Here is a 20,513-nt window from a genome sequence, read left to right as displayed (position 1 = left end):
CATTCCAAAGAGCCAGAAAATCAAGCGCCAAAGGCGCGACCAGATATTAGCCTAGGCCGAAGGCCTAGGTAGGGTCCGCGTTGAAAATCCAAGGGCCAAAGGCCCGCCCTATCCTGCCTGCTAAACCCAACCAGCTTCGCAAAGCGAGGCTCATACGCGCCTAGCGCGTCATCCTGAACGAAGCTGAGGACCCGCAACCCTCTACAACGCAGAAGGTCATCCAAATGCTAGGAAGGGGAAGGGGCTTAAACCCTAAAACTTAACGTCCGTAACCTTACCGTCTTCAAACACTACCTGCATCCCGCGATAGCTCCACTGAGCCTTTGAACCAAAGCTCACCTTTTTATCCGGAGCTCCCATCGCCTTCAACACATCGGCCTCGGTCATACCGGGAGCAATGGATGCCTCCTGCGTCGCAGCGGGTGCTTGTGCTGCCGCAGCCGGTGCAGCAGCCGCAGCGGGCTCTTGCCGCATACGACGTTCAACAAGCTTGGCGTAGTTCTCCTTCGTCCAGTGCTCAATGCTTGAAGCCATGTCACTCGCGGCCAGCCGCCACGAAAGCGACGACTCCGACTGCATCGGAATCTCAGAAGTCCCCACCAGCAGCGTCACATGCAGTTCATTGATCGTCTGGACAGTTGGAACGGTCGTTTTTGTTGTGGATTTACCATCGTCGCTCTTATTGGAATAGGTGTTCACCGCAGACGTCTCTTTGCGGACGTTGCGAGAATCCACGCGCGCCACCACATCCGCCTCCGCGCCCGAATTCGCCAACACCAGCGTCCGCGCCTTACCCAGCAACGCCTTGCGCAAATCCAGGGCGGAATCCCCTGCCCCATTCGCAGCAAAATCGCCATTGCCAGCCTGCACATACACACGGATCAAAGTCTGCGACCAGGCAGCAGGTACTGCCAGCGCAAGACAAAACAGCAAGGCAAAAGAAAGCCGACGAAAGCTCATAGATCTCGTTTCCTTCAAAGAAAATGCAAAAGAAATAGGGGGATGCGAAAACAGAAAACGCAGCCCCATCCTACCCCACTTCCGTTGGACTGGAAATCATCAAATGCAAAATCCTTGTCAAGCCCCCCGACCACCTAAACCTAACAAATGAAAGAAAATAGAGTTGGCATTCTATTTCCCTGAAATCTCTACAATAGAACCAAGGGGAAAACTAAGAGCTAAAAGCCAATGGCTAAATGCTTTAGAAAGACGATTTTGCCTCTAACCCCAACAGAAAGAAGATTTTACAGCCACTCGCGCCGTAAACCCAATAGAAAGACGATTTTAGAAAAACGGGGGGGGAGGGGGTACCCCTCGGATACAGCAAAGTTCGTATCCAGCGCTGCACGCGATATGCTGAAAGCCGGAAGAACCAGTAGCTCAGCCGGATAGAGCATCTGCCTTCTAAGCAGAGGGTCGCAGGTTCGAGTCCTGCCTGGTTCACCACAGATTGCACATGAGAAAGGGGATCGCCATGCGGCGATCCCCTTCTCTTTACTGCGGCTGGTTAGTCGGCGGCGTTGTGGGTGCGGGCGGCGGTCCAGAGGTCGTAGGAACCGGCGGTTCCGGGCTGGAACTCGGGTTCATCGGATCAGCTACAGGCTTGTCACCGGCTGGGGTATTCGGTACATCCATGCTGTTCGCGTGCGGTGTGCTGGTGGATGTGGCTGTTCCACGATGCTTTGTGGTTGTGTGTTTCGGCTGGGGAGCCGTGGGGGAAGTCCCCGTGCTGGACGCGGTGGATCCTGCGTTGGTGGAACCCGAGGTGTTCGAGCCGGAACTCTGTGCGTGCATGGCAACTGGCGCCATAAGCGCCACAGCCACAATAGGAAGTGCAAGTTTGCCAGAGAAGCTCATCGTGGTGCCCTCCTGTGCTGACGGTAAGAGGCCACCAATCCCATCGGAGATGCCCATCAAACGCTATTCGGCGACGGTATAAGGCTCAGTTGTTGAGCTGGCCATAATCGGCTTGCCAGTAATGTGACGCAGCACTGCCAGAGCGATCACCACGAACTCCAGCGTAGTGATACCCGCAGCGCCAAAGTGCTGCCAAAGCACCGGAGAGAATGCCGACGCAATGGAACCACCGATGAAGTAAGCCGTCATGTAGATGGTGTTCAGCCGCGCCCGCGCCTCGGGCCTCAGGGCGAAGTTGCGGGCCTGATTGCCAATCTGCATACCCTGCATGCCAACATCCATCCAGATGACGGCAAAACCCAGCGACAGCAGGTAAACGATTACATGCAGATGCCCAGCCGCTTGCGCACGCACGGCATAACGCTCCACCAGGTACATGCTCAGGTAGGCCGCAGCCATCAGCGCCACGCCAATGGACAACACATACCGCGGCCCCTTACGGTCCGCCATCCGGCCCCACACGGTAGCCCCCAGCGCCCCCGCCGTGGCCACCAACCCAAAGCTCCCCGTCACAGCCGCGCCAAGTCCGTGCGATTCCATCACGAACGCAAACGTGTTCCAGAAAGCAGAGAAGGCACCGAAGCAAAGCGCGCCCATCCAGCAGCTCTCACGCAGCAACGGCTCCTCACGCAGCAGCTCCCACAACGACCGCATCGCCTGCGGATAGGTCAACGTACTCTTCGCCGGAAGCTCCGGCATCATGCGGCCAACCAGCGGCACCAGCGCAGCCGACACCAGCGCAGCCACGGCAAACACCACACGCCAGCTTGCCACGCGATGCGTCAGGTGCGCCGCAGCCTCAGAGAGCCATCCGGCAAACGTCCGGCCCAGCAGAACACCACTCAGAAGGCCCGTCATCACCGCGCCAATAGCCTTGCCACGTTCCTCAGGAGCCGCCAGATCCGGCGCAATTGGCAGCACCAGGTGCGTCACGCACGCCATGAATCCGGAAGTAGCACTCAGCAGCAACAGCAGCGGCAATGACGGCGCACAGGCCTGCAACAGCAATGCCACTGCAACCAGGCCGAACATCCGCTGGATCATCCCCCGGCGCTCGCGGATATCGCCCAGCGGCGTCACCGTGAGCATGCCAATGGCATACCCCACCTGCGTCGCCACACCCACCTGCCCGGCAGCAGCCGCATCGGCGCCGAAGGTGGCCCCCATCTCAGGGAGCAGTGGCTGGCAAAGGTAGATGGTTGACACACCCACGCCGCAACAGAGGCCAAGGAAGCCAAGGTGTGCTTTGGGGTGGGTGGAGGGTGCGTCGTGCTGCATCCCTCCAGTTTACTGGAGTTTTAGGGGTTTCTGAAGATTTGACTACTGCAATGCCCGGCGAATGCTCTGCCCGGAGGCTTCCAGAGCCGCTTCCGCGTCTGCGCGGGAAATACCGCGTTTCTGCATCACAATGGCAACGCGCACACTGCCTGCCTGCTGCAACAGCTCCGCTGCCTGCTCCTGCGGAATGCCTGTTGCGGCACTGATGATGCGTTCGGCGCGATCCACCAGCTTGATGTTGGTGGTCTGCACATTCGTCATCAGGTTGCCGTAAACGTACCCCAGCTTGATCATCAGGCCGGTCGAGAGCATGTTCAGCACCAGCTTGGTCGCGGTGCCAGCCTTCATACGCGTGGAACCCGTCACCACTTCCGCTCCGGTAGCAGGTGAGATGGCGATATCTGCCGCCTGCTCTACAGGCGATCCCGGCACACACGACAGACCGATGGTAAGACAGCCATGACGGCGCGCTGTCTCCATCGCCCCCAACACATATGGCGTACGGCCGCTGGCAGCAATCCCCACCAACACATCCAGTCCCGGCGACTGGTTGAACCCATTCAGCAACAGGTCTGCACTACCCTGCTCGCGACTATCCTCCGCGCCTTCCTGGCTGACACGCAGCGCAGGTTCACCACCGGCGATGATACCCACCACCATGTCGCGCGGCACCCCATACGTAGGAGGACACTCACTGGCATCCAGCACCCCCAACCGCCCACTGGTGCCGGCCCCCATATAAAAAAGCCGCCCGCCCTTGGAAACACGCTCGTAGATAGCGTCCACTGCTTTTGCAATCTGCGGCAGCACTTCGTTGACACGTTGAATCACGGTGGCATCTTCGCGATTCATGATGGCCAGCATCTCTTCCGTCGAAACGCTGTCAATGTTTTCCGATGCGGGATTGCGCGATTCGGTAAGTAGGTTACCTAACTTCATCTCTCTGCCTCTGGATCAACGCGGTTGAGGTGCTTTTTCTTCGCTGGGGCTGTAGCTTTCCTTCTGCTTCTTGCCAGTGGGATCAAGCTCCTCATCGTCAGCCTCAGGTCGCTGATCGCTGTTCTGGATCGCACGTTTCGGAGCGGCAAACGGCTGTTTGATTCCCTGCTCCGCAGCTGCGCGCACATCTGACTGTACGCCCGGTGTATTCAACGCAGCCTTGTATTCAGCAACAGCCTTCGAACGATCCGGGTTCTGTTGCGCGTCGTACAAACGACCGAGATAGACATGCGACCATGCAACGGTGCGTGCGTCTTTACCAGTAGCCACAATCTTTTGGAAACGATCGAACGCATCCTGCGGTTCGCCACCAAGCAGCCTCAAGCGAGCCATCATGTATTGCGCTTCTGTGTCAGAAGGGTTGGCTGCAAGCTGCTTCTCAGCGATTTCCTCTGCGCCAAGTTTGTCGCCCTTCTGTAAGTTCAACTCGGCCTGATCCATTACAGAGAAGGTGCGTTTGGGTGCGCGTGCGCGTGTCACTCCTGCACCAGCAACAAGGTTGTTGCTGTCTGGCGCGAAGAACGGAATCTTCTTCGCCGCATCCACTTCATGCGGCACATCCATGCCGTAAACCATCTCGGCAATGCTGTCTTTCAGCGTGATGCCGTCCTTGTCTTCCTTCATCAGCGAGTCATAGAACGACCCCGTCAGTACCCAGCCCGACTCCATGTCGAGCACGACCTGTTTGCGTCGAACAGCTTCAGCACGCCGCTCATAGTCGATCAACGCCTGGTTGTAATCGCCAATATCGGCGCGTGCTTTTACCGTTCCTGGCTTACGCGGCTTGTCGAAGCCCACATCCATCGTGCGTGCTTCGATTGCCTTCACAAGACATTCCGTCGTGAACGCAACAATATCGTTCTTGTAGTTGAAGTCAATAGGCGCATCCTGAACGACCTTCAGAATAGGCAGCAGACGATTCGTAGCCTGAGCGCGCGCATAGATGAGCGGGTCCACCTGATAGAGCAGATAGATGTGTTTCACCTGTTCCATCTGCAATCCACCTGCGTGCGAACCGATGGACAAACGCGAACCATACGACGACTTAGTGGCCGTGTTCTCGTCGATACGTGATGGTGACGTTACGACGAAGTAATCCGAACCATACACACGCGCATTTACAGCCTGCGGGCTAAGCATGGGCTCCAGCAAAACGAGGAAACGACGCCCGTCATAGATACTGACCGGCTGATGCAGATACGAGTTCGTCTCCAACAGAAGACGAGTCATGCTGTCATGCACCTGCGCCGTTGCCGCTTCGTACTCCGCATGATGACGCACGAAGATGAGGTGCAGATCCGCCTTCCGCGCAAAATCCTGTAGCAGCGGCAATACACCAACAACCTGCCCTGCATCGGGCGAAAGATCGCCTTCGCTTACCGACAATGTAAGTTCCGGCGGAGGCGACAGAAACAACGCCAGCGACACGTATTGCGCCAGGTTCTGCGCTCCCCCCTGCGAATGACTTGCAATGTATTTGCAAAGAGCAATCTGACTCTCGCGAACGTCAACCGAACGGTCCAGCGCCGCGCTAACTTCAGCACGAATCTCCGCACGCACCGGCAGCGAACTTTCCAATCCGTTGTCATAGCCGCAGGAGTTCAGCGCAGTCGCCATGGTAAACATGGTCTCGCTGGTTTCCAGCGAAACAGCAGAACCAGCCTGCTCCACACCGCGGCGCGGGATCACCGTGGAAGATGGGCGCTCCTCGATCTGCTCACCTGTGGACGAAGAAGACGAGGACGATTGCTGCGCATGCGCAGGCAGCAGCACCAGCAATGCTGCGAGAGAAAGAACGGAACGGGAAAAAAGTCGCACGGATGTTCGACGGACCTCAGCGAAAGGTGTACCAAAGGCTGAGTCTAGGCTGATGACGAAGGGTGGTCAAACCGGCGCTGCGACTACCCACGCACCACAACATCGCCAAAGGTGAGCAGGACACTACCCCGGACCGGATGGTCAAAGACACGCGCAGGCTGGAAGACACCCGTCAGCATACGCTGGCGCAAAGCCTCTAAAGTATTGGAATCCAAGCCACCCGACAGCACCTGGTAGTCATACACACGTCCGGTGGAATCCACCATCGCCTTTACGATGAGCGGCGCTTCATTCACACTGCCCAGCGGACGCTCTCCCGCAGGCGAATAGAGATAACGCGGTGCAGAGAAACCTGCCAGAGGCTCGTCGTTCGCTTCCACAGCCTGCTGTGGAGCACCCAGCATCAGGGCACCACCTGTAATGGCGACCAGAGCCACCGTTGCAACACCTGCCTGAATGGCCATGGGACGCAGCGTGTTTTCCAGGAATAACTCCACGCGCTCCTTCACACGATGCAGCCAGTTATGCTGCGCGCGTACACGTTCCTTAGAAAGCGCGACACGGATGCGCAATGAAAGATCGCGCGGTGGCTGTGCCGGAGCAAGCGTACGCAACGCGTTATCCGTCAGCGAACGCTCAAAACCCAGTTCTTCCTGCGGCGTCTCGTCTTCATGCAGACGCTCCAGCAGGTGTTCCAAATCTTTGGACGAAAAACTCATCGTGCCTCCTTGGATGTCGCAGAGGGGGCCTTCGCTGCGGCCTGCGGCATCTTTTTGGGCGCGATTTGTGCAAATTCGGGAAGGCGTGCGCCCAGGCTTGTTCGCAGAGCTGCGCGACCACGCATCAGCCTGCTCTTCACCGTCCCGATATGAATATTCAAAATCTCTGCAATCTCGTCGTAGGCCATGCCTTCGATCTCGCGCAGAATAACGACTGTCCGAAAACTTTCCGGCACGTCACGCAGCGCACCTTCGACCACCGTACGCAGCTGTGACTGCCGCGCGCTTTCAAACGGCGATTCACGATGATCGGCAAGCGTATCGCGCAGCGAGAAGTTCAACTCGCCATCGTCTTCGCCGCTATCACTATCGATGGTGACCTCCGCCTTCTTATGGCGCACCCACCAACGGCGGCTATTGGAAGCCTCGTGCATGGCGATGCGATAAATCCATGTGCGCAGACTGCTATCGCCATGGAAGCTGCCAATGGAACGGAAGATCTTGATGAACACGTCCTGCGTGACATCCGCAGCGTCCGCCGGGTCAGCCAACGAACGTAGCAACAGCGAATACAGCGGACCACTGAACTGTGCAATGAGCTGACGGAAGGCGTCCTCAGAACCCGCCTGGAGAGCAGCCACCAAGGCCACTTCTTCCACAGGAAGTTCCGCACGCGCAGCAGTGTAGCCGCCCGCCTTGGAAAATCCACCGATCGTGCCGGTAACCGGATCCATCACCGCTGCCCCGTTCATCTGTACTACTCCTTTTAAGGTACGGCTCCAGTGCATTTCCTTGCAATGGCGCATTCCCGAGGTGGAGAAAAACGGCTCATCCGCCGGCGGATGAAAGAGTGCTCTCGCTCACTCTGAAGCTATAGACACCGGATGCCGCAGGCTTTGTTCCCGTCCTGCGAGAAAGATTTTCACGACACGCCAGAAAAGTTTCTCTTTTCTGACAGCAACCCGACATAAGATGGCCGTGTCTATCCGAACACCATGCGGCCGAGTATTGGCCGTCCAGGAGGTTGATACAAATGAAGAAACTTACCGGAATCGGACTTACGGCCATTCTGCTGGGAACGGCGCTTGCTCCTGCAGTCGTCGTCGCTCAACCTCGTTACGGTCCACCGCCTCCGGGACCGCGGATGGGGCCTCCGCCACCGCCAATGGAACGTCGCCCTCCTCCGCCACGTCCAGGATGGGCATGGCATGGAGGCTATTACCGCTGGGGCGGCGGCCGGTACGTATGGGTTCCTGGCAGCTATATGGCCCCACCCCGTCCTGGCGTGATCTGGGTTTCAGGACGCTGGATAAGCACACCACGTGGATGGGTCTGGCGCGAAGGTTACTGGCGCTAGAAGGACATCGAGAGGCCACTCAAGCGGGTGGCCTCTTACGTTGTCGTAAGGTTTACGGAATCACAGAATCACGGTATTCTAAGAACCAGTGGGCCTGTGGCGCAGCTGGGAGCGCGCTTCCATGGCATGGAAGAGGTCATCGGTTCGATCCCGATCAGGTCCACCAATTCCCCTCGCATCAAAACGTCACGCTCAACCAGAGAAGACGCATTCCACTTCCCATGCACAAACATGCAGCATGCAATATCATCAGCGTGATGCGATTCATTGGTTTGCGTAAGGAAAGCTGGGCCTACTTGAGCCGGTTAAGCGGTATAAAGAACATGCCGGTAAAACGAGCACAGTACATTTGGCACATAGGCTTGGCGTTCCTGCTGTTGGCCCCACTCAGCGTCCAGACCTCGCTAGTTGCTCAAACCTCGCAAAGGTCAGATGCAGCAACTGACTGCTCGGCCACGACGCAGAATTGCTCAACGCAAGACGCAACAATTCCAGTCCAAACGGTTACCCCACAATCCTCCCTCCCTCAGCAGGGGATGGCGCAAACCGCCAATCAGATGTACGTCGATCAGGGCGGCATGGACCAGCAGCTTCGGCCAGGCATCCAGACCAATGACTCTTCGTATGGCCGGAATAGCAACAATCCATATAGCCAGAACAATGGCTCCCCGTATAGTTTGCTGCAACGCCTGCCTCCCGAACCCCAAACAGACTTCCAGCGACTCGCACGAGCCTCTACTGGACAAGTATTGCCGCTGTTCGGTCGCAATCTTTTCGAGCGTCCACAATCCACGTTCATGCCGCCGGAACAAACGACTGCCAGCTCCGACTATGTGGTTGGGCCCGGCGACCAGATACTGCTGCGCTTCTGGGGACCAGAGACCTTTAATAGTCAGCTTACGGTTGATCCCAGTGGAATGATCTACGTCCCGAAGGTCGGCTCAATCCACGTTGCTGGGTTGCGTTATGACGAATTGGAAAAACACGTCCGTCAGGAGATCAGCCAGATCTACCGGAAGTTTGACGTCTCGGTAAACCTTGGCCATCTTCGATCGATTCAGGTGTATGTCGTAGGCGATGCACGATACCCCAACGCCTACACTGTAAGTGCACTGAGCACGATGGTAAATGTTCTGTTTGCCTCAGGCGGACCGACATCCCAAGGCTCCATGCGGCGGATTGAATTGCGACGTGCCAACCAGCCACCACAGATACTTGATCTCTACGATCTACTTCTGGCAGGCGATAAGACGAAAGATCTTCATCTGGAGCAGGGTGACGTAATCTTCATCCCCGCAAAGGGGCAGGAGGTTGCATTGGCGGGCAACATCAGGCGCCCCGCCATCTACGAACTTCGCGGCGAAACCACGGTGTCCGATTTGTTGAAGCTTGGTGGAGGATTCGACACCGTCGCAGATACCATGTCCGTCTCGTTGGAGCGTATCGACACAGATCACATGCGCCGCGCCACCACAGTTGATATCGCGACGGAAGGCCAGTCCACCATCCTTCGCAACGGTGATATCGTCACCACCAAGCACATTAGCCCGGCCTATTCCAAATCGGTGACTATTCGTGGCAATCTTGCAAATCCGGGAAGATTTGCCTGGCATCCGGGAATGCGACTGAGCGATATCATCCCAGATCGCATGTCTCTGCTCACCAATGACTATTGGGCAGCACGCAATCAACTCGGCGTGCCAGTACCGCTGTTCGAACCAATGTCTAAAACGAACCTGTCTTTGACCCAGAAGCAGCAGCGTTTGACTGATACCAGGGGCTACTCCACAAATCAGCAGGGCCAAACATCGTCCCCCCTAACCACATCCCAAATTCGAAGCGGGGAAAACCAAGGAAATGTCGATGAGCTCTCCACTGAAGAGAACACCCGTGCCAAACGAGCTAGTGCTTCCGCCCTTGCCCTGCAAAATCAGCGCCTTGCATCCAGCTCAGTCGATACTGGAAACGGGGGAAGCCAATCACCGCTTGATGCAAACAACGAAGATATCAGCCCCACTGGCGCAAAGCTGAACCGAATTCAAATACCAATAGGGGAGATTGACTGGTCTTACGCTGTCATTGAACGGCTGGATCCCAACACGCTGAAAAGCGTACTGGTGCCATTCAATCTAGGAAAGCTAGTCAAGGATCACGATGATTCTCAGAACCTTGAGCTTCAACCCGATGACATAGTCACGATCCTGTCTCAAGCTGATATCTCTGTTCCTGTAGAAGAACAGACAAAATATGTTCGCCTGGAAGGGGAGTTTGTCGCTGCTGGAGTTTACAGCGTGAAGCCCGGCGAAACCCTTGACGATCTGGTTCGCCGCGCCGGTGGGATCACGGCACAGGCCTATCTCTATGGCAGCAGCTTCTATCGAGAGTCAGCACGAGGATTCCAGCAGCAGCGGCTCGATGAGTACATCACGCGCCTGTCAGCAGATCTGGACCGTGCCGCTGCCGTACGAAGCGCTTCGTCTACTACAGGCGCCACGGATCCTACCGCCTTGACCGCCCAGCGCAGCATTGTGAACCAGCTTCGTAGTATGCGGGCAACAGGGCGTATAGTACTACCTTTCGCGCCTGAAAGCTCGGCAATCGACTCTATTCCGAATATCCCTTTGGAAAATGGCGACGTCTTCCACGTACCTTCCAGGCCAAACACGGTCGGAGTACTGGGTGCTGTTTACGGTCAGAGTGTCTTCCTATATGACTCCAAGAAACATCTCGGAGACTATGTCAGCCAGGCGGGCAATCCCAACCGTATTGCAGATGCAAAGCATGCATTCATCATCCGTGCAAACGGATCGGTGTACAGCCGAGAATATGCGAAGGGCTTCTTCACGAATACCTTTGACAACTCCGTGATTCATCCTGGTGATGCGATTGTGGTTCCGGAGAAGATGATCAAGCCGGACGCACTGCACACAGTGTTGGAGTACTCACAGATCTTTGCAAACTTCGGCGTATTGGCTGCTGTGTTAGCGACTGTACGGTAAGTTAAGCAATGCAGCGACATCGCTGCCGCCATAGACATTTGAGACATGTGCAACCTTCAGGATGCACATGTCTCAATGTCTATGGCAGATTGACGAGGGCGTATGAAGCTTTCTTTTATCTTAGCCCTGCTCATCACGTGTGTGCGGCTAACTGGACAAACCCCGGTTAGCACAGATCACGTGTTCTTCACACCAACACCATCCGCAGCAACCGACGGCAAGGATGCTCTCAACAAATCACTGCAGCAATGCTCTTCAGCTGGCGGAGGCATTGTTCTGTTGACCCATTCGTTGAACACGAAAGAGGCGTGGCGCAACCGAACGATTCCGTCCAATTGCACCATATGGGACCTGCGCTCGAATGCTTTGGATATCTTCACAGATGTTGTAGACAATGAGGCTGGCCACTCTGCTGGATTGGGCATCTTCATCGGCGAGACTATCCCTACAACGAATCCTGTCATCCATAACCCTGTAGGAATCTATACCTCAGTGCAAGGCCGAGTGTCACACAGACCAGTCTGGGGATTGAACTACGTGGTGAATGCCTGGGCAGAAGGTCCTGCAATTGGCATTGAAGGAGACCTCGGACGATTCACACCGGAAGACGTTCGCTACAGCATTGATCAGATGAAGTTTGTCGGTGGGTCTCCATATCCAGCTTCAACCGTGTTGCGCATCGGCGGAGCACACGGTACACACCGTACCGGCTTCCGCATGGATGGCGTCTCAACCGAGTGGATTGGCAACACCCCGGAAAATGTCTCCAACTGTCTTCCAAAAGGAATTCCAGGATATGGTTGCCTGGGCACATTCGAACCATGGAGCGCTGTACTAGCAACAGCAGTCACACCATCCACACAGATTCAATCGGTGCGATCTTCTCAACCCATTAATGATCTGGCCGGTAACTGGATGTGGGCGTCCTGCGATAACGGTGACCACCAGGAAGACATCTATCCCATAGCAGTGACGAACGAAACCTTCAAAGCGGTATTCCACAAATCGCATGTTCAGGGCATCGCATGTCACTGGTATGGCGCACTCTCCGGCATTGACCTTGGCAACAGCTACTTCAAAGATGCGCCCATCATTCTTGGCAATATTTATGGGACCATTCAGTACGGTATACCGCACTTTCCCAGCATCTCTGTATACGACGCCACCTCAAAACCTGGATCTGAAATGCTTCGTGATGTCTTCCTCTTTGATCGCGAGTCTCATGTCATCCTGAAAAGCCTCGGCACTGGAATACACCTTGAGAACAAAGATGGCATGGATATTGTCCAACTGGGCGAAACAGGAGACATCGCGTCACAAGGTTCAGTGGCAGCCCGTTCCATTACAACAAGCCGTGGCACGCCCAAGAGTTCACACGATACTTGCGTCACGGGTGAGCTATGGTCTGACACGCAATATGTATATGTATGTACTGCCGAAAATACGATCCGCCGGTCGAAGCTTGACGCTTGGTAAGCATCGGAGCTCAATGGCACACGGGCAAATTCGCGCTACAGTATATGCCCTTACACTGCTCGTTGACTCACAAGCTCATACAACCGCGAACGCATCGTTCTCACTCGACCATTGAAGTCATACCACCGCAACAAGAAACTACGTCCAGCACGTCCTATCGTGTTCGCTCTAGCTGGCTTGTTCAGTAATAATAGAACCTGTTCAGCCAAACGATCCGCTGTCTCACCCTGCAGAAATTCGACTTCCGGCTCAGCTTCAATGCCTTCGATTCCCACATTCGTCGTAACAACCGGAAGGGCGGCAGCCATGCATTCTAGAGTCTTGATTTTAATCCCTGCTCCCAGCCGCAATGGCAGTAGAGCAATCTGCATGCTTGACATCATCGCGTGTACGTCGTCAATAAAACCCATCACAACAATTCGGTTGTCTTCAGGAAGCCTATTCTTTAGTGATTCGCTCTTGCTGCCTGCAATGTAGAACCTGGCTGTTGGTCGTTCTTTCCAGATACGAGGCATAATCTCTGCCACTGCCCAGAGAACGGCGTCTACGTTTTCAGCGCGGTCCATCGCTCCCCAATACAGCAACGAATCGGGAAGGATCGCATTTCTCTCTTCTACCCGCTGAAGAACGGACGAATCCACCCACGGCTGAATTGTCATGACTTCCAGTCTGTCTTTTGTTATGTCCTCAAGTAGCTTCTGATCTTTGGAACTCAATGTTGTGGCAAAGTCGACGTGAGCAAGCGCACGCGATTCCCACCGACGGATGCGGGCAGACTCTAGATAAAATGCAGGTTTCGCTAAGCCCGACCGTGACTGGCAGCGTCGATCCCAACTCTGTGTCAAGACATCGTGAAGAGACGCAACGGTGACGACTCTGGAAGGCACCCACCGCCTGTACTGCACTATGGCAGTGTGATCAAAGATGACCGCATCAATCTTCAATTCAACAATCGCGCGTTTCAGCCGAGCCAAATAAGATTCCTGCCAGCGTGCCGCAATTGCGAATGGCAACCACGGACGGCGAACGATCCCTTCGATTCGCTTGATTCGGTCTACAGGAACCAGCTGCCAGGACGTAAAGAGTTGCATCTCGGCGGAGGCAAACCGTTCCATTTCAAAATCTGTAGCAAACGCAAGCAGATGAATCGTATCTGTCTCGGCCAACACTCTACAAAGTTCATAGCTGACCTTGGCCCCCGCCTGACTTCCAGTGCAAGACGGCAGATGTCCGGTCGCAAACAATATATTCATATAAAGATGTCAGCGTGTGCGAAAGCGCCGATCCGGGTAATCCAACTACTCTGGAACAGAGTAGCCTTTGATCGATTGTATTGCCATGGCAGTCTAATCATCGAGCTACCGGGAGGCATACTCCTTCAACTATTGCTCGAAGCACCACATTGGCGCGCTTCCAATCTCTATGAAGTACAGCACGGAACACTGTCAGAAGAATCCAGAGCACTACTGTAGGCAAAGCCCATGCGTGATAGCGACGCGTGAAAAGAATTCGGTTCCTCGTCAAAAAACGTTCAGACGTAAGACCACGAAGAGAGGCATCCTTATTGGTTCCCGAACTCGCCCCCTCTTTATGAAAGACGACGCTTTCTGGTACAAAATCCAAGCCAAATCCATGTCGTTTCGCGGATTCGGACCAATCTAATTCTTCGAAATATAGAAAGTATCGTTCATCCATCAACCCTGCTTGTTCGAGAAATGCACGGCGAACCAACATCGATGCGCCATCCACATAATCCAACCTGCGCGTCGGCCGAGGTTCCAGATTGGCATGAACACGGGCACTCCATACGGAGTAGAACTTACCACCATGGACCTGAACCTGACTCGGATGTGCATAGTCACGCAACTGGGAACCCATAATCCCAATCGACGTGTCCTTTTGCATTGCCGTCACCATGGCAGCCAGTGAATCAGGTGATGCGATCGTATCGTTGTTCAACAACCACACATAGTCACAATCATCCTGGGTTAGAAAGTAACGAAGACCACAATTATTACCACCGGCAAAACCAAGATTCGTCCCTGTCTGAATTAGGGTCAGCAGGTCGTCGCTGCTCTCATCGCGACGTGCTGAGATCTCACCGTTCTCAAATCGTCGAGTAACAACAGGCTTCCGAATAGGAGGCGAGATAAAACTGGAAAGCGTTGGATTGCACGCGACTGCGCGCCGGTCACCCCGAGCCCATTCCTCAATGCGATCAAGCGAACCGTCGTGAGAGTCGTTATCGCACACTACGACACGAAACTGTACATCTTTCAGCCGATAGATGGATTCGAGGCACTCAATTGTGTCTTTCCAGCCATTCCAGTTCAGTAAAAGGATGCCTACTCGTGGACTAGAGCTCAACACGTTTCCCCATCTTCCCGAAAAAGGCATGGACTACGCCTAAACCAATACGGCGTGTCTTCTGCCATTTGTCATCCTCGGCCATAAGGATTTTGGCAAAGTCCCAAATCATCCCTTTGAATTCGTGTGTCGCCTGTTTCCACCATGTGAGGCGAGCCTTCGGCATACCGAGAGTCCAAAGACGGTTTCTGGTTTGATAGTACTTTCGAGCGGCGCTATGGTTTGTGAGCTCAAACTCGCGACCTAAGAGTCGAAATGTAGTTAGCCGTCCAAGCGTGTGCAGTAACGTAGCATCGTCAATCTGGGCTAGGCGGTATCCATGGGACCGGACACGATTGCAAAACTCAAGATCGACGGAGTCAATGAACAAGCGTTCATCCATAAAACCGACGTGACTGAAAAGCCAGGCTGGCATCAGCATCCCGGACGTCAGCACTGTTCTGACCTCTCCGTGTACATCGCGATCTTCTCCAAGACGGGTCCCAAGAACACGATCAACATAGCATGGGGCTGCAATGGCAATGTTCCCTGAGCTACTGTCAAAGCACTGCAACAGGCGAGCGACCATCCCAGACGTCACGGTGGAATCCTGGTCAAAGGTAATAAGCCATTGGAAGCCAAGCTCAATACCGCGTTGCAATCCCTGATTCAACGCTCTCGCGATACCCAGATTTTCGCGATTCCAGAGCACGGTGATATGCTCAGCCTGTTCCAGTGTCTGCAGCAGGGCGCAGGCTTGCACCGTGGAGCCGTTGTCCACAAGGATGATCTGCTGCACCTGCTCCTGTAAGAGCTGCACGTTTTTGACCAACTGCTCGGTTGGTAAAAACGTGACAATCACGGCGCAGATGGACTGTACATCCTGTGACATCGTCGCCGCCCTCCTAGTCAATCATTCGCATACTGAACACTAGAATGAAGCCGAATACACCACCACTCAGTTCCCGGCTGCATAACACTCTACTTCACAGAATTGGCTAGTCTTCGGCGAAGCTCAAATGGAATCGTATTGTCAAAACGAGCGAAGATGCCATCCCATGCAGCGCGGGTGAGCAGTTTGAGCCGTAATAAGCGATGGTCCCGCTCGTACAGCAAAATCTTAATAGCCATGGCTAAGACATCTTTACCCACTCGAACAAACCGCAACAGAACATTTTCTGGTGAATGCTCAAGCAACGTCCGAAGACCGTTCCGAATTCCATAAAACTCAAAGGCATATTTCTCAATCGAGATGCGCCTATAAGCCTTGCTTCCCCAATGTGTTTCCTTCGATGCCGGAAGCAACTTCTCTTTATGGATGATTTTGCTCAACGGGACCAGAAACACTTCGCCTGCGGTAAGAAGCCGCACGGCGTAATCAACATCGTCAAAATGGATGAAAAACTCTTTTCGCGGTAAACCGACCTTCGCGATTGCCTCACGCCGTATCATCACTCCAACAAACGAAGAAAAATCAATCGGTATAGGTGCAGCAGAAATCTGCTCGCCTAACTGAATGGGTTGCACAAGCGCGGTGCTGGATCGCCACTGAATTGCTCCCAGATGGTAGATCAGCGGCTCACCATTCACATTAACCTTCATGTTGGCCAATACCGCGATATTCGGCTTACTGCACCTGCGCAAGTGTTCCAGAGCGTCAGGACAAGGCTCAGCATCGTCATCCATCAGCCACAGCCAATCGTAGCCGGCGTCATATGCCCGTTCCATGCCCGCCGCAAAGCCGCCGGCACCACCGACATTGGATGGTAGCAAACAATAGCGAATCTTTTCCTGATTCAGATAGCCGCGCTCGCGCAGGTACGCCTCCGTACCATCGGTACTTGCGTTGTCGATCAGATAAATTGCATCCACCGGCGAGGTCTGCCTGAGAAGTCCCTCAAGACACTCCACCAGCAATTCTTTCCTGTTGAATGCAACAACAACGGCGGCGACGGTCTCAGGCATTCACGCGCTCCTTTGCAGTCTTGAGAGCTGCGGCAACGACCTGGTCCATGTTGTAGTACTTGTACTCCGCAAGGCGTCCTACAAAAATGGTGTGCTTGTCTTGCTGTGCAAGATGCCGATATTGCTCATACAGGGCGGACGTCTGCTCATTAGGAATCGGATAATACGGATCACCTTCCTGCACTGGATACTCACGCACAATCGACGTCCCAGGATGCAACTGTCCTGTCAAGTGCTTGAACTCTGTGATGCGAGTAAACGCAAAGTCGTTCGGATAGTTCACCGTACCCACTGACTGAAATCGTTCTTGATCGCGAATATGTTCGTGTTCAAAACGCAGGGAACGATAGGGTAACTTTCCGAACCGGAAATCGTAAAACTCATCAATAGGTCCGCTGAAGACTACCAGGTCAGTTCCGATGCGTGTTCGGGCTTCCTGATAGGTCGTCTCAAGTTCTACGCGAATATTTGGATGCTGCAGCATGTTGGCGAACATGGAAGTAAAGCCATCACGGGGCATCTTCTGGAATGTATCGTTGAAGTAGCGATCATCATCATTTGTCCGCACCGGAATCCGGCCTGCAACACCGGGCCCAAGCTGCGAAAGATCCAGGTTCCACTGCTTACGAGTGTAGTTACGAAAAAACTTGTCACACAGATCTCTGCCAACACTTCCCAGCACAACATCTTCGCTGGTCAGGACACGTTCACGTGGCTCACGTACCGATTCAAGGTACGCAGCGACTCCCGCTTCATCCAGATTCATCCCATATAGCGCGTTGATCGTTGTGCGGTTAATCGGAACCGGATATAGCCGTCCCTCAACAGAGGCAAGCACCTTATGTTCATACGGAATCCAATCCGTAAAACGTGAGAGGTACTCAGCAATTGCCGGAGCATTCGTGTGAAAAATATGCGGGCCATACCGATGAATCAAGACCCCTGCAGCGTCCTTCTCATCGTAGGCGTTTCCACCAATATGAGCCCTGCGATCAACAACAACAACCTGCTTACCGGCTGAGGCAAACTGCTCTGCCATCACAGAACCGGCGAAGCCAGCACCAACAATCAAAACATCCGTTTTCATGCGCTTTTGGTACCTCGAAACAAATGAACCCCCTCGCCTTCGAGGACAACAATCATTGCAACCGTCACCGCGGCCTCAACAATCAGCACCGAGATCGCAGCCCCTTTCGCAGCGAAGAAGTGAATCAACGGAAATGCCAATACAACATTCAAAATGCCCGATGCGACCAGAATGCGACTGAACAACTTATCAAGACCAAACGACAGCATCGTCTGAATACCCAGCGCATTCGATACTGTGATTAGGAAGGGCAGAAAGGCAATCCAATGAATGATCGGTACGCTGCCAGCAGCATTTTTCCCAAAGAGCAGGTGTGCGAGTGGATTGGCGAAGGTCATCAAGACGAGCGACCCGAGAAACGATACAGCCCCCGTCAAGCGAAGTGTCTTGCGGATAAAAACAACTGCGACTGCCTTCCCTTCCGCAATCAGCGCACTAATGTGCGGAAAGAACGCCTGCGTGATCGGGCCGATAAGACCAGTAAGTGCACGAATCAACTTTTCCGCCGCACTAAAATATCCAGCTTCCGTATTGCCTGCCAACAAACCAACTAAGAACACATTAGTGTTTGTGTAAAGGCTGATTGCTGCCGTAGAGATGAACAAATGCCAGCCGTCATTAGCGGTTTCCCAAAGTTCGTGCCGTGAAGGCAGATAGAACTCGGGGCGCAGGTCAAGATACGCCACCCCAAACCCCAGAATCCCAGCCAGTAAAGGGCCTGCTGAAAGTAACCCGACCGCGGTCAGAGCATCAGAAGGCGAATGCACAAACACAAACAGCAACCCGGAGGTCACAAGACGCGCAGCTCCGGTCAGAACTGAAATGTGCTTCATCTGCTCCATTCCCTGGAAGTACCACTGGGGAAACACAACACTTCCCACGACCGCGAGATAGGCAACAGAAAAATAGGCGGTCTCAGCGTGAAATCTCGGCACGAATACAAGGATGGCGGTCAGGATAACCATACCGCTTACCATAAGCAGAATCTTGACGACCATAACGCACCAGAACATACGCACAACAAGCGATCGCTCCTGCTTATTTTGTGCAATATATCGGGTCGCGGAAAAGTTAAATCCGTAATCGGTAAAGGTCACAAAATATTGTGCAAATGCTTGTGTAAATGCAATCAAACCATAGGTTTGAATTCCAAGCACACGAACAAGATATGGCAGCGTTGCCATTGGGATCAGGTAGTTGAGACCCTGAAGAAGATACAGCGCCGCTACGTTCCCGAATAGCCGGCGGCGAGCACCTTCATTCCCCTCCTTGCCAGAAGCAGACATTCGAACCATCATAACGGAAGGCCAGCCTGATCGTCTCCATGGTAGGTTTAGAGTGTGAAGATGTCTTCTAGCGATGAGTCTATGGTTCCCGCCTCGCTGGCTTCTCCCAAGCAGGATTCCAAGGGTTCTTGGCACATCATAGAACTCCTGATCCGACGGCAAAAAACACTTCTTCGGGTCACCGTCGCTGTTGGTGCACTGGCACTTCTTGGTACGTTTTTCCTTAAACCAGAATACGAGTCAACGGTCGTGCTGATTCCCCCCTCGTCTCCGTCGAGCGGACTTGGTGCACTCGCTGCACTGGCGGGTGGTGCAGCGCCTCTGATTTCAGAAAGTACGCTCGGTGGCAAGAGTACCGGCGAATCTTATGTCTCGATGTTCACTAGCCAAACCGTTGAAGACGCCGTCATCCGTCGCTTTCATCTAATGGATGAATATAAGAAGAAGCGCATGTCGGACGCGCGAAAAGTACTCGAGAAAAAGGTAACTGTCTTCTATGGTGCTCGTGACGGCATGATCCGTCTCTCTGCTGTGAGCACATCCCCTCAGAAAGCTGCCGATCTGGCAAATGGCTACTTTCAGACCTTTGCGTCCTTTTCCGCAACCCTGGCCGTCACGGATGCACAGAAAAAGAGGATGTTTTACCAGGAAGAGCTGGGACATGCAAAAGACCGTCTAGCACAGGCAGAACAGGATTTGAAGCGCACGCAGGATAGTACTGGCCTATTGCAAATGGAGGGCCAAGCACGTGCGTTGATTACCTCCGCAGCATCCATCAATGCGCAGATTGCTGCGAAACAGGTTGAAATCCGCAGCCTGGAAAGCTTCGCGGCTACCGGGAATCCTCGCCTAATAACGGCGAGAAATGAACTGACAGCGCTCCAGGCGCAACTCGATCGCCTGACTTCACAAGGGAACACTTCGAACGGTCTGATGTTGACCAAGCCAGAACTTTCTGAAGCCGGCCTTGAGTACGTGCGGCGAATGCGTGACGTGAAATATTACGAAACACTCTTCGAAATGCTGGCGAAGCAGTATGAAGCCGCGCAGCTGGAAGAAGCTCGACAAGGCTCCACTATGCAGGTCGTGGACAAGGCTACGCCACCTGATAAGAAATTGCCCCAGTTCCGCGTTCTGATCGTCTTAGCTGCCGCATGTTTGGCATTCTGCGCCTGCTCTCTCTACCTTATTCTCCAGGATCGTTGGCGGACATCCGGTATTCAGCAACGATTACGCCAAATTCGTTCCAACACTGCATAACGAGGC

17 protein-coding genes and 2 tRNA genes are annotated in these 20,513 nt (G+C 54.1%); 6 read left to right on the top strand and 13 right to left on the bottom strand.

Annotation, left to right across the window (positions count from 1 at the left end):
• Positions 1-252: 252 nt before the first annotated feature.
• Positions 253-960 carry a hypothetical protein gene (locus tag JAO32_RS03895; protein WP_334237682.1) on the bottom strand — a complete coding sequence of 236 codons (708 nt, stop codon included), beginning with the start codon at positions 958-960 and terminating at the stop codon, positions 253-255.
• 409 nt (positions 961-1,369) lie between these two features.
• On the opposite strand from JAO32_RS03895, the gene JAO32_RS03890 reads away from it, so the two are divergent.
• Positions 1,370-1,446, top strand: a tRNA-Arg gene (locus tag JAO32_RS03890).
• 48 nt (positions 1,447-1,494) lie between these two features.
• On the opposite strand, the gene JAO32_RS03885 is transcribed toward JAO32_RS03890, so the two are convergent.
• From JAO32_RS03885 to JAO32_RS03860, 6 genes are all read right to left on the bottom strand, one after another.
• Positions 1,495-1,857: a hypothetical protein gene (locus JAO32_RS03885; RefSeq protein ID WP_334237680.1), complete on the bottom strand. Its 363-nt coding sequence runs from the start codon at positions 1,855-1,857 to the stop codon at positions 1,495-1,497.
• A gap of 63 nt (positions 1,858-1,920) precedes the next feature.
• A complete protein-coding gene (locus JAO32_RS03880) occupies positions 1,921-3,195 on the bottom strand; it encodes an MFS transporter (RefSeq protein ID WP_334237678.1) in 1,275 nt (424 codons plus the stop codon).
• Positions 3,196-3,237: 42 nt separating this feature from the next.
• Positions 3,238-4,134: an N-acetylmuramic acid 6-phosphate etherase gene (gene murQ / locus JAO32_RS03875; protein ID WP_334237677.1), complete on the bottom strand. Its 897-nt coding sequence runs from the start codon at positions 4,132-4,134 to the stop codon at positions 3,238-3,240.
• 15 nt (positions 4,135-4,149) lie between these two features.
• Entirely contained in the window at positions 4,150-6,012 is a 1,863-nt protein-coding gene (locus tag JAO32_RS03870) for a tetratricopeptide repeat protein (protein ID WP_334237674.1), read from the bottom strand.
• Between the two features lie 83 nt (positions 6,013-6,095).
• On the bottom strand, positions 6,096-6,731 hold the full coding sequence (locus JAO32_RS03865; protein WP_334237673.1) for an energy transducer TonB: 636 nt from the start codon (positions 6,729-6,731) through the stop codon (positions 6,096-6,098).
• Positions 6,728-7,483 (bottom strand): RNA polymerase sigma factor, encoded by a 756-nt coding sequence (locus JAO32_RS03860; RefSeq protein WP_334237671.1) that lies wholly within the window; start codon positions 7,481-7,483, stop codon positions 6,728-6,730. Before JAO32_RS03860 ends, JAO32_RS03865 begins: the two co-directional genes overlap by 4 nt.
• Positions 7,484-7,764: 281 nt before the next feature.
• Between JAO32_RS03860 and JAO32_RS03855 the strand changes: the two genes are divergently transcribed.
• The 4 genes from JAO32_RS03855 to JAO32_RS03840 all read left to right on the top strand — a co-directional run bounded on the left by JAO32_RS03855 (position 7,765) and on the right by JAO32_RS03840 (position 12,563).
• A complete protein-coding gene (locus JAO32_RS03855) occupies positions 7,765-8,088 on the top strand; it encodes a hypothetical protein (protein ID WP_334237669.1) in 324 nt (107 codons plus the stop codon).
• A 90-nt stretch (positions 8,089-8,178) separates the two neighbouring features.
• Positions 8,179-8,254 (top strand) — tRNA-Ala (locus JAO32_RS03850).
• 370 nt (positions 8,255-8,624) lie between these two features.
• A complete protein-coding gene (locus JAO32_RS03845; RefSeq protein ID WP_334237667.1) occupies positions 8,625-11,087 on the top strand; it encodes an SLBB domain-containing protein in 2,463 nt (820 codons plus the stop codon).
• 102 nt (positions 11,088-11,189) lie between these two features.
• Positions 11,190-12,563 carry a hypothetical protein gene (locus JAO32_RS03840; protein ID WP_334237665.1) on the top strand — a complete coding sequence of 458 codons (1,374 nt, stop codon included), beginning with the start codon at positions 11,190-11,192 and terminating at the stop codon, positions 12,561-12,563.
• Between the two features lie 50 nt (positions 12,564-12,613).
• Here JAO32_RS03840 and JAO32_RS03835 read toward each other — a convergent pair whose 3' ends face one another.
• The 6 genes from JAO32_RS03835 to JAO32_RS03810 form a co-directional block, all read right to left on the bottom strand.
• Positions 12,614-13,729 carry a glycosyltransferase gene (locus tag JAO32_RS03835; RefSeq protein ID WP_334237663.1) on the bottom strand — a complete coding sequence of 372 codons (1,116 nt, stop codon included), beginning with the start codon at positions 13,727-13,729 and terminating at the stop codon, positions 12,614-12,616.
• 184 nt (positions 13,730-13,913) lie between these two features.
• Entirely contained in the window at positions 13,914-14,960 is a 1,047-nt protein-coding gene (locus tag JAO32_RS03830) for a glycosyltransferase family 2 protein (protein ID WP_334237661.1), read from the bottom strand.
• Positions 14,920-15,771, bottom strand: a complete 852-nt coding sequence (locus JAO32_RS03825) for a glycosyltransferase family 2 protein (protein ID WP_334237659.1) — start codon at positions 15,769-15,771, stop codon at positions 14,920-14,922. The genes JAO32_RS03830 and JAO32_RS03825 overlap by 41 nt, the downstream gene beginning before the upstream one ends.
• A gap of 119 nt (positions 15,772-15,890) precedes the next feature.
• Positions 15,891-16,874 (bottom strand): glycosyltransferase, encoded by a 984-nt coding sequence (locus JAO32_RS03820; protein ID WP_334237657.1) that lies wholly within the window; start codon positions 16,872-16,874, stop codon positions 15,891-15,893.
• A complete protein-coding gene (gene glf, locus JAO32_RS03815) occupies positions 16,867-17,961 on the bottom strand; it encodes a UDP-galactopyranose mutase (protein ID WP_334237655.1) in 1,095 nt (364 codons plus the stop codon). Before glf ends, JAO32_RS03820 begins: the two co-directional genes overlap by 8 nt.
• Positions 17,958-19,247, bottom strand: a complete 1,290-nt coding sequence (locus JAO32_RS03810) for a flippase (protein WP_334237652.1) — start codon at positions 19,245-19,247, stop codon at positions 17,958-17,960. The genes glf and JAO32_RS03810 overlap by 4 nt, the downstream gene beginning before the upstream one ends.
• A gap of 60 nt (positions 19,248-19,307) precedes the next feature.
• Between JAO32_RS03810 and JAO32_RS03805 the strand changes: the two genes are divergently transcribed.
• On the top strand, positions 19,308-20,507 hold the full coding sequence (locus JAO32_RS03805) for a Wzz/FepE/Etk N-terminal domain-containing protein (RefSeq protein ID WP_334237650.1): 1,200 nt from the start codon (positions 19,308-19,310) through the stop codon (positions 20,505-20,507).
• Positions 20,508-20,513: the final 6 nt, after the last annotated feature.

The sequence above is a fragment of the Terriglobus sp. ADX1 genome (assembly GCF_036877645.1).
Classification (GTDB): domain Bacteria; phylum Acidobacteriota; class Terriglobia; order Terriglobales; family Acidobacteriaceae; genus Terriglobus.
The sequence above is the reverse complement of the archived record's forward strand: the minus strand, read 5'-3'. Positions and strand labels throughout refer to the sequence as shown.

Bases quoted from the DNA above. Each gene is read 5' to 3' on its own strand.
- JAO32_RS03895 (WP_334237682.1), bottom strand. From the start codon at position 960: ATGAGCTTTCGTCGGCTTTCTTTTGCCTTGCTGTTTTGTCTTGCGCTG.
- JAO32_RS03885 (WP_334237680.1), bottom strand. From the start codon at position 1,857: ATGAGCTTCTCTGGCAAACTTGCACTTCCTATTGTGGCTGTGGCGCTT.
- JAO32_RS03880 (WP_334237678.1), bottom strand. From the start codon at position 3,195: ATGCAGCACGACGCACCCTCCACCCACCCCAAAGCACACCTTGGCTTC.
- murQ (WP_334237677.1), bottom strand. From the start codon at position 4,134: ATGAAGTTAGGTAACCTACTTACCGAATCGCGCAATCCCGCATCGGAA.
- JAO32_RS03865 (WP_334237673.1), bottom strand. From the start codon at position 6,731: ATGAGTTTTTCGTCCAAAGATTTGGAACACCTGCTGGAGCGTCTGCAT.
- JAO32_RS03860 (WP_334237671.1), bottom strand. From the start codon at position 7,483: ATGAACGGGGCAGCGGTGATGGATCCGGTTACCGGCACGATCGGTGGA.
- JAO32_RS03855 (WP_334237669.1), top strand. From the start codon at position 7,765: ATGAAGAAACTTACCGGAATCGGACTTACGGCCATTCTGCTGGGAACG.
- JAO32_RS03845 (WP_334237667.1), top strand. From the start codon at position 8,625: ATGGCGCAAACCGCCAATCAGATGTACGTCGATCAGGGCGGCATGGAC.
- JAO32_RS03840 (WP_334237665.1), top strand. From the start codon at position 11,190: ATGAAGCTTTCTTTTATCTTAGCCCTGCTCATCACGTGTGTGCGGCTA.
- JAO32_RS03830 (WP_334237661.1), bottom strand. From the start codon at position 14,960: ATGCCTTTTTCGGGAAGATGGGGAAACGTGTTGAGCTCTAGTCCACGA.
- JAO32_RS03820 (WP_334237657.1), bottom strand. From the start codon at position 16,874: ATGCCTGAGACCGTCGCCGCCGTTGTTGTTGCATTCAACAGGAAAGAA.
- glf (WP_334237655.1), bottom strand. From the start codon at position 17,961: ATGAAAACGGATGTTTTGATTGTTGGTGCTGGCTTCGCCGGTTCTGTG.
- JAO32_RS03810 (WP_334237652.1), bottom strand. From the start codon at position 19,247: ATGTCTGCTTCTGGCAAGGAGGGGAATGAAGGTGCTCGCCGCCGGCTA.
- JAO32_RS03805 (WP_334237650.1), top strand. From the start codon at position 19,308: ATGTCTTCTAGCGATGAGTCTATGGTTCCCGCCTCGCTGGCTTCTCCC.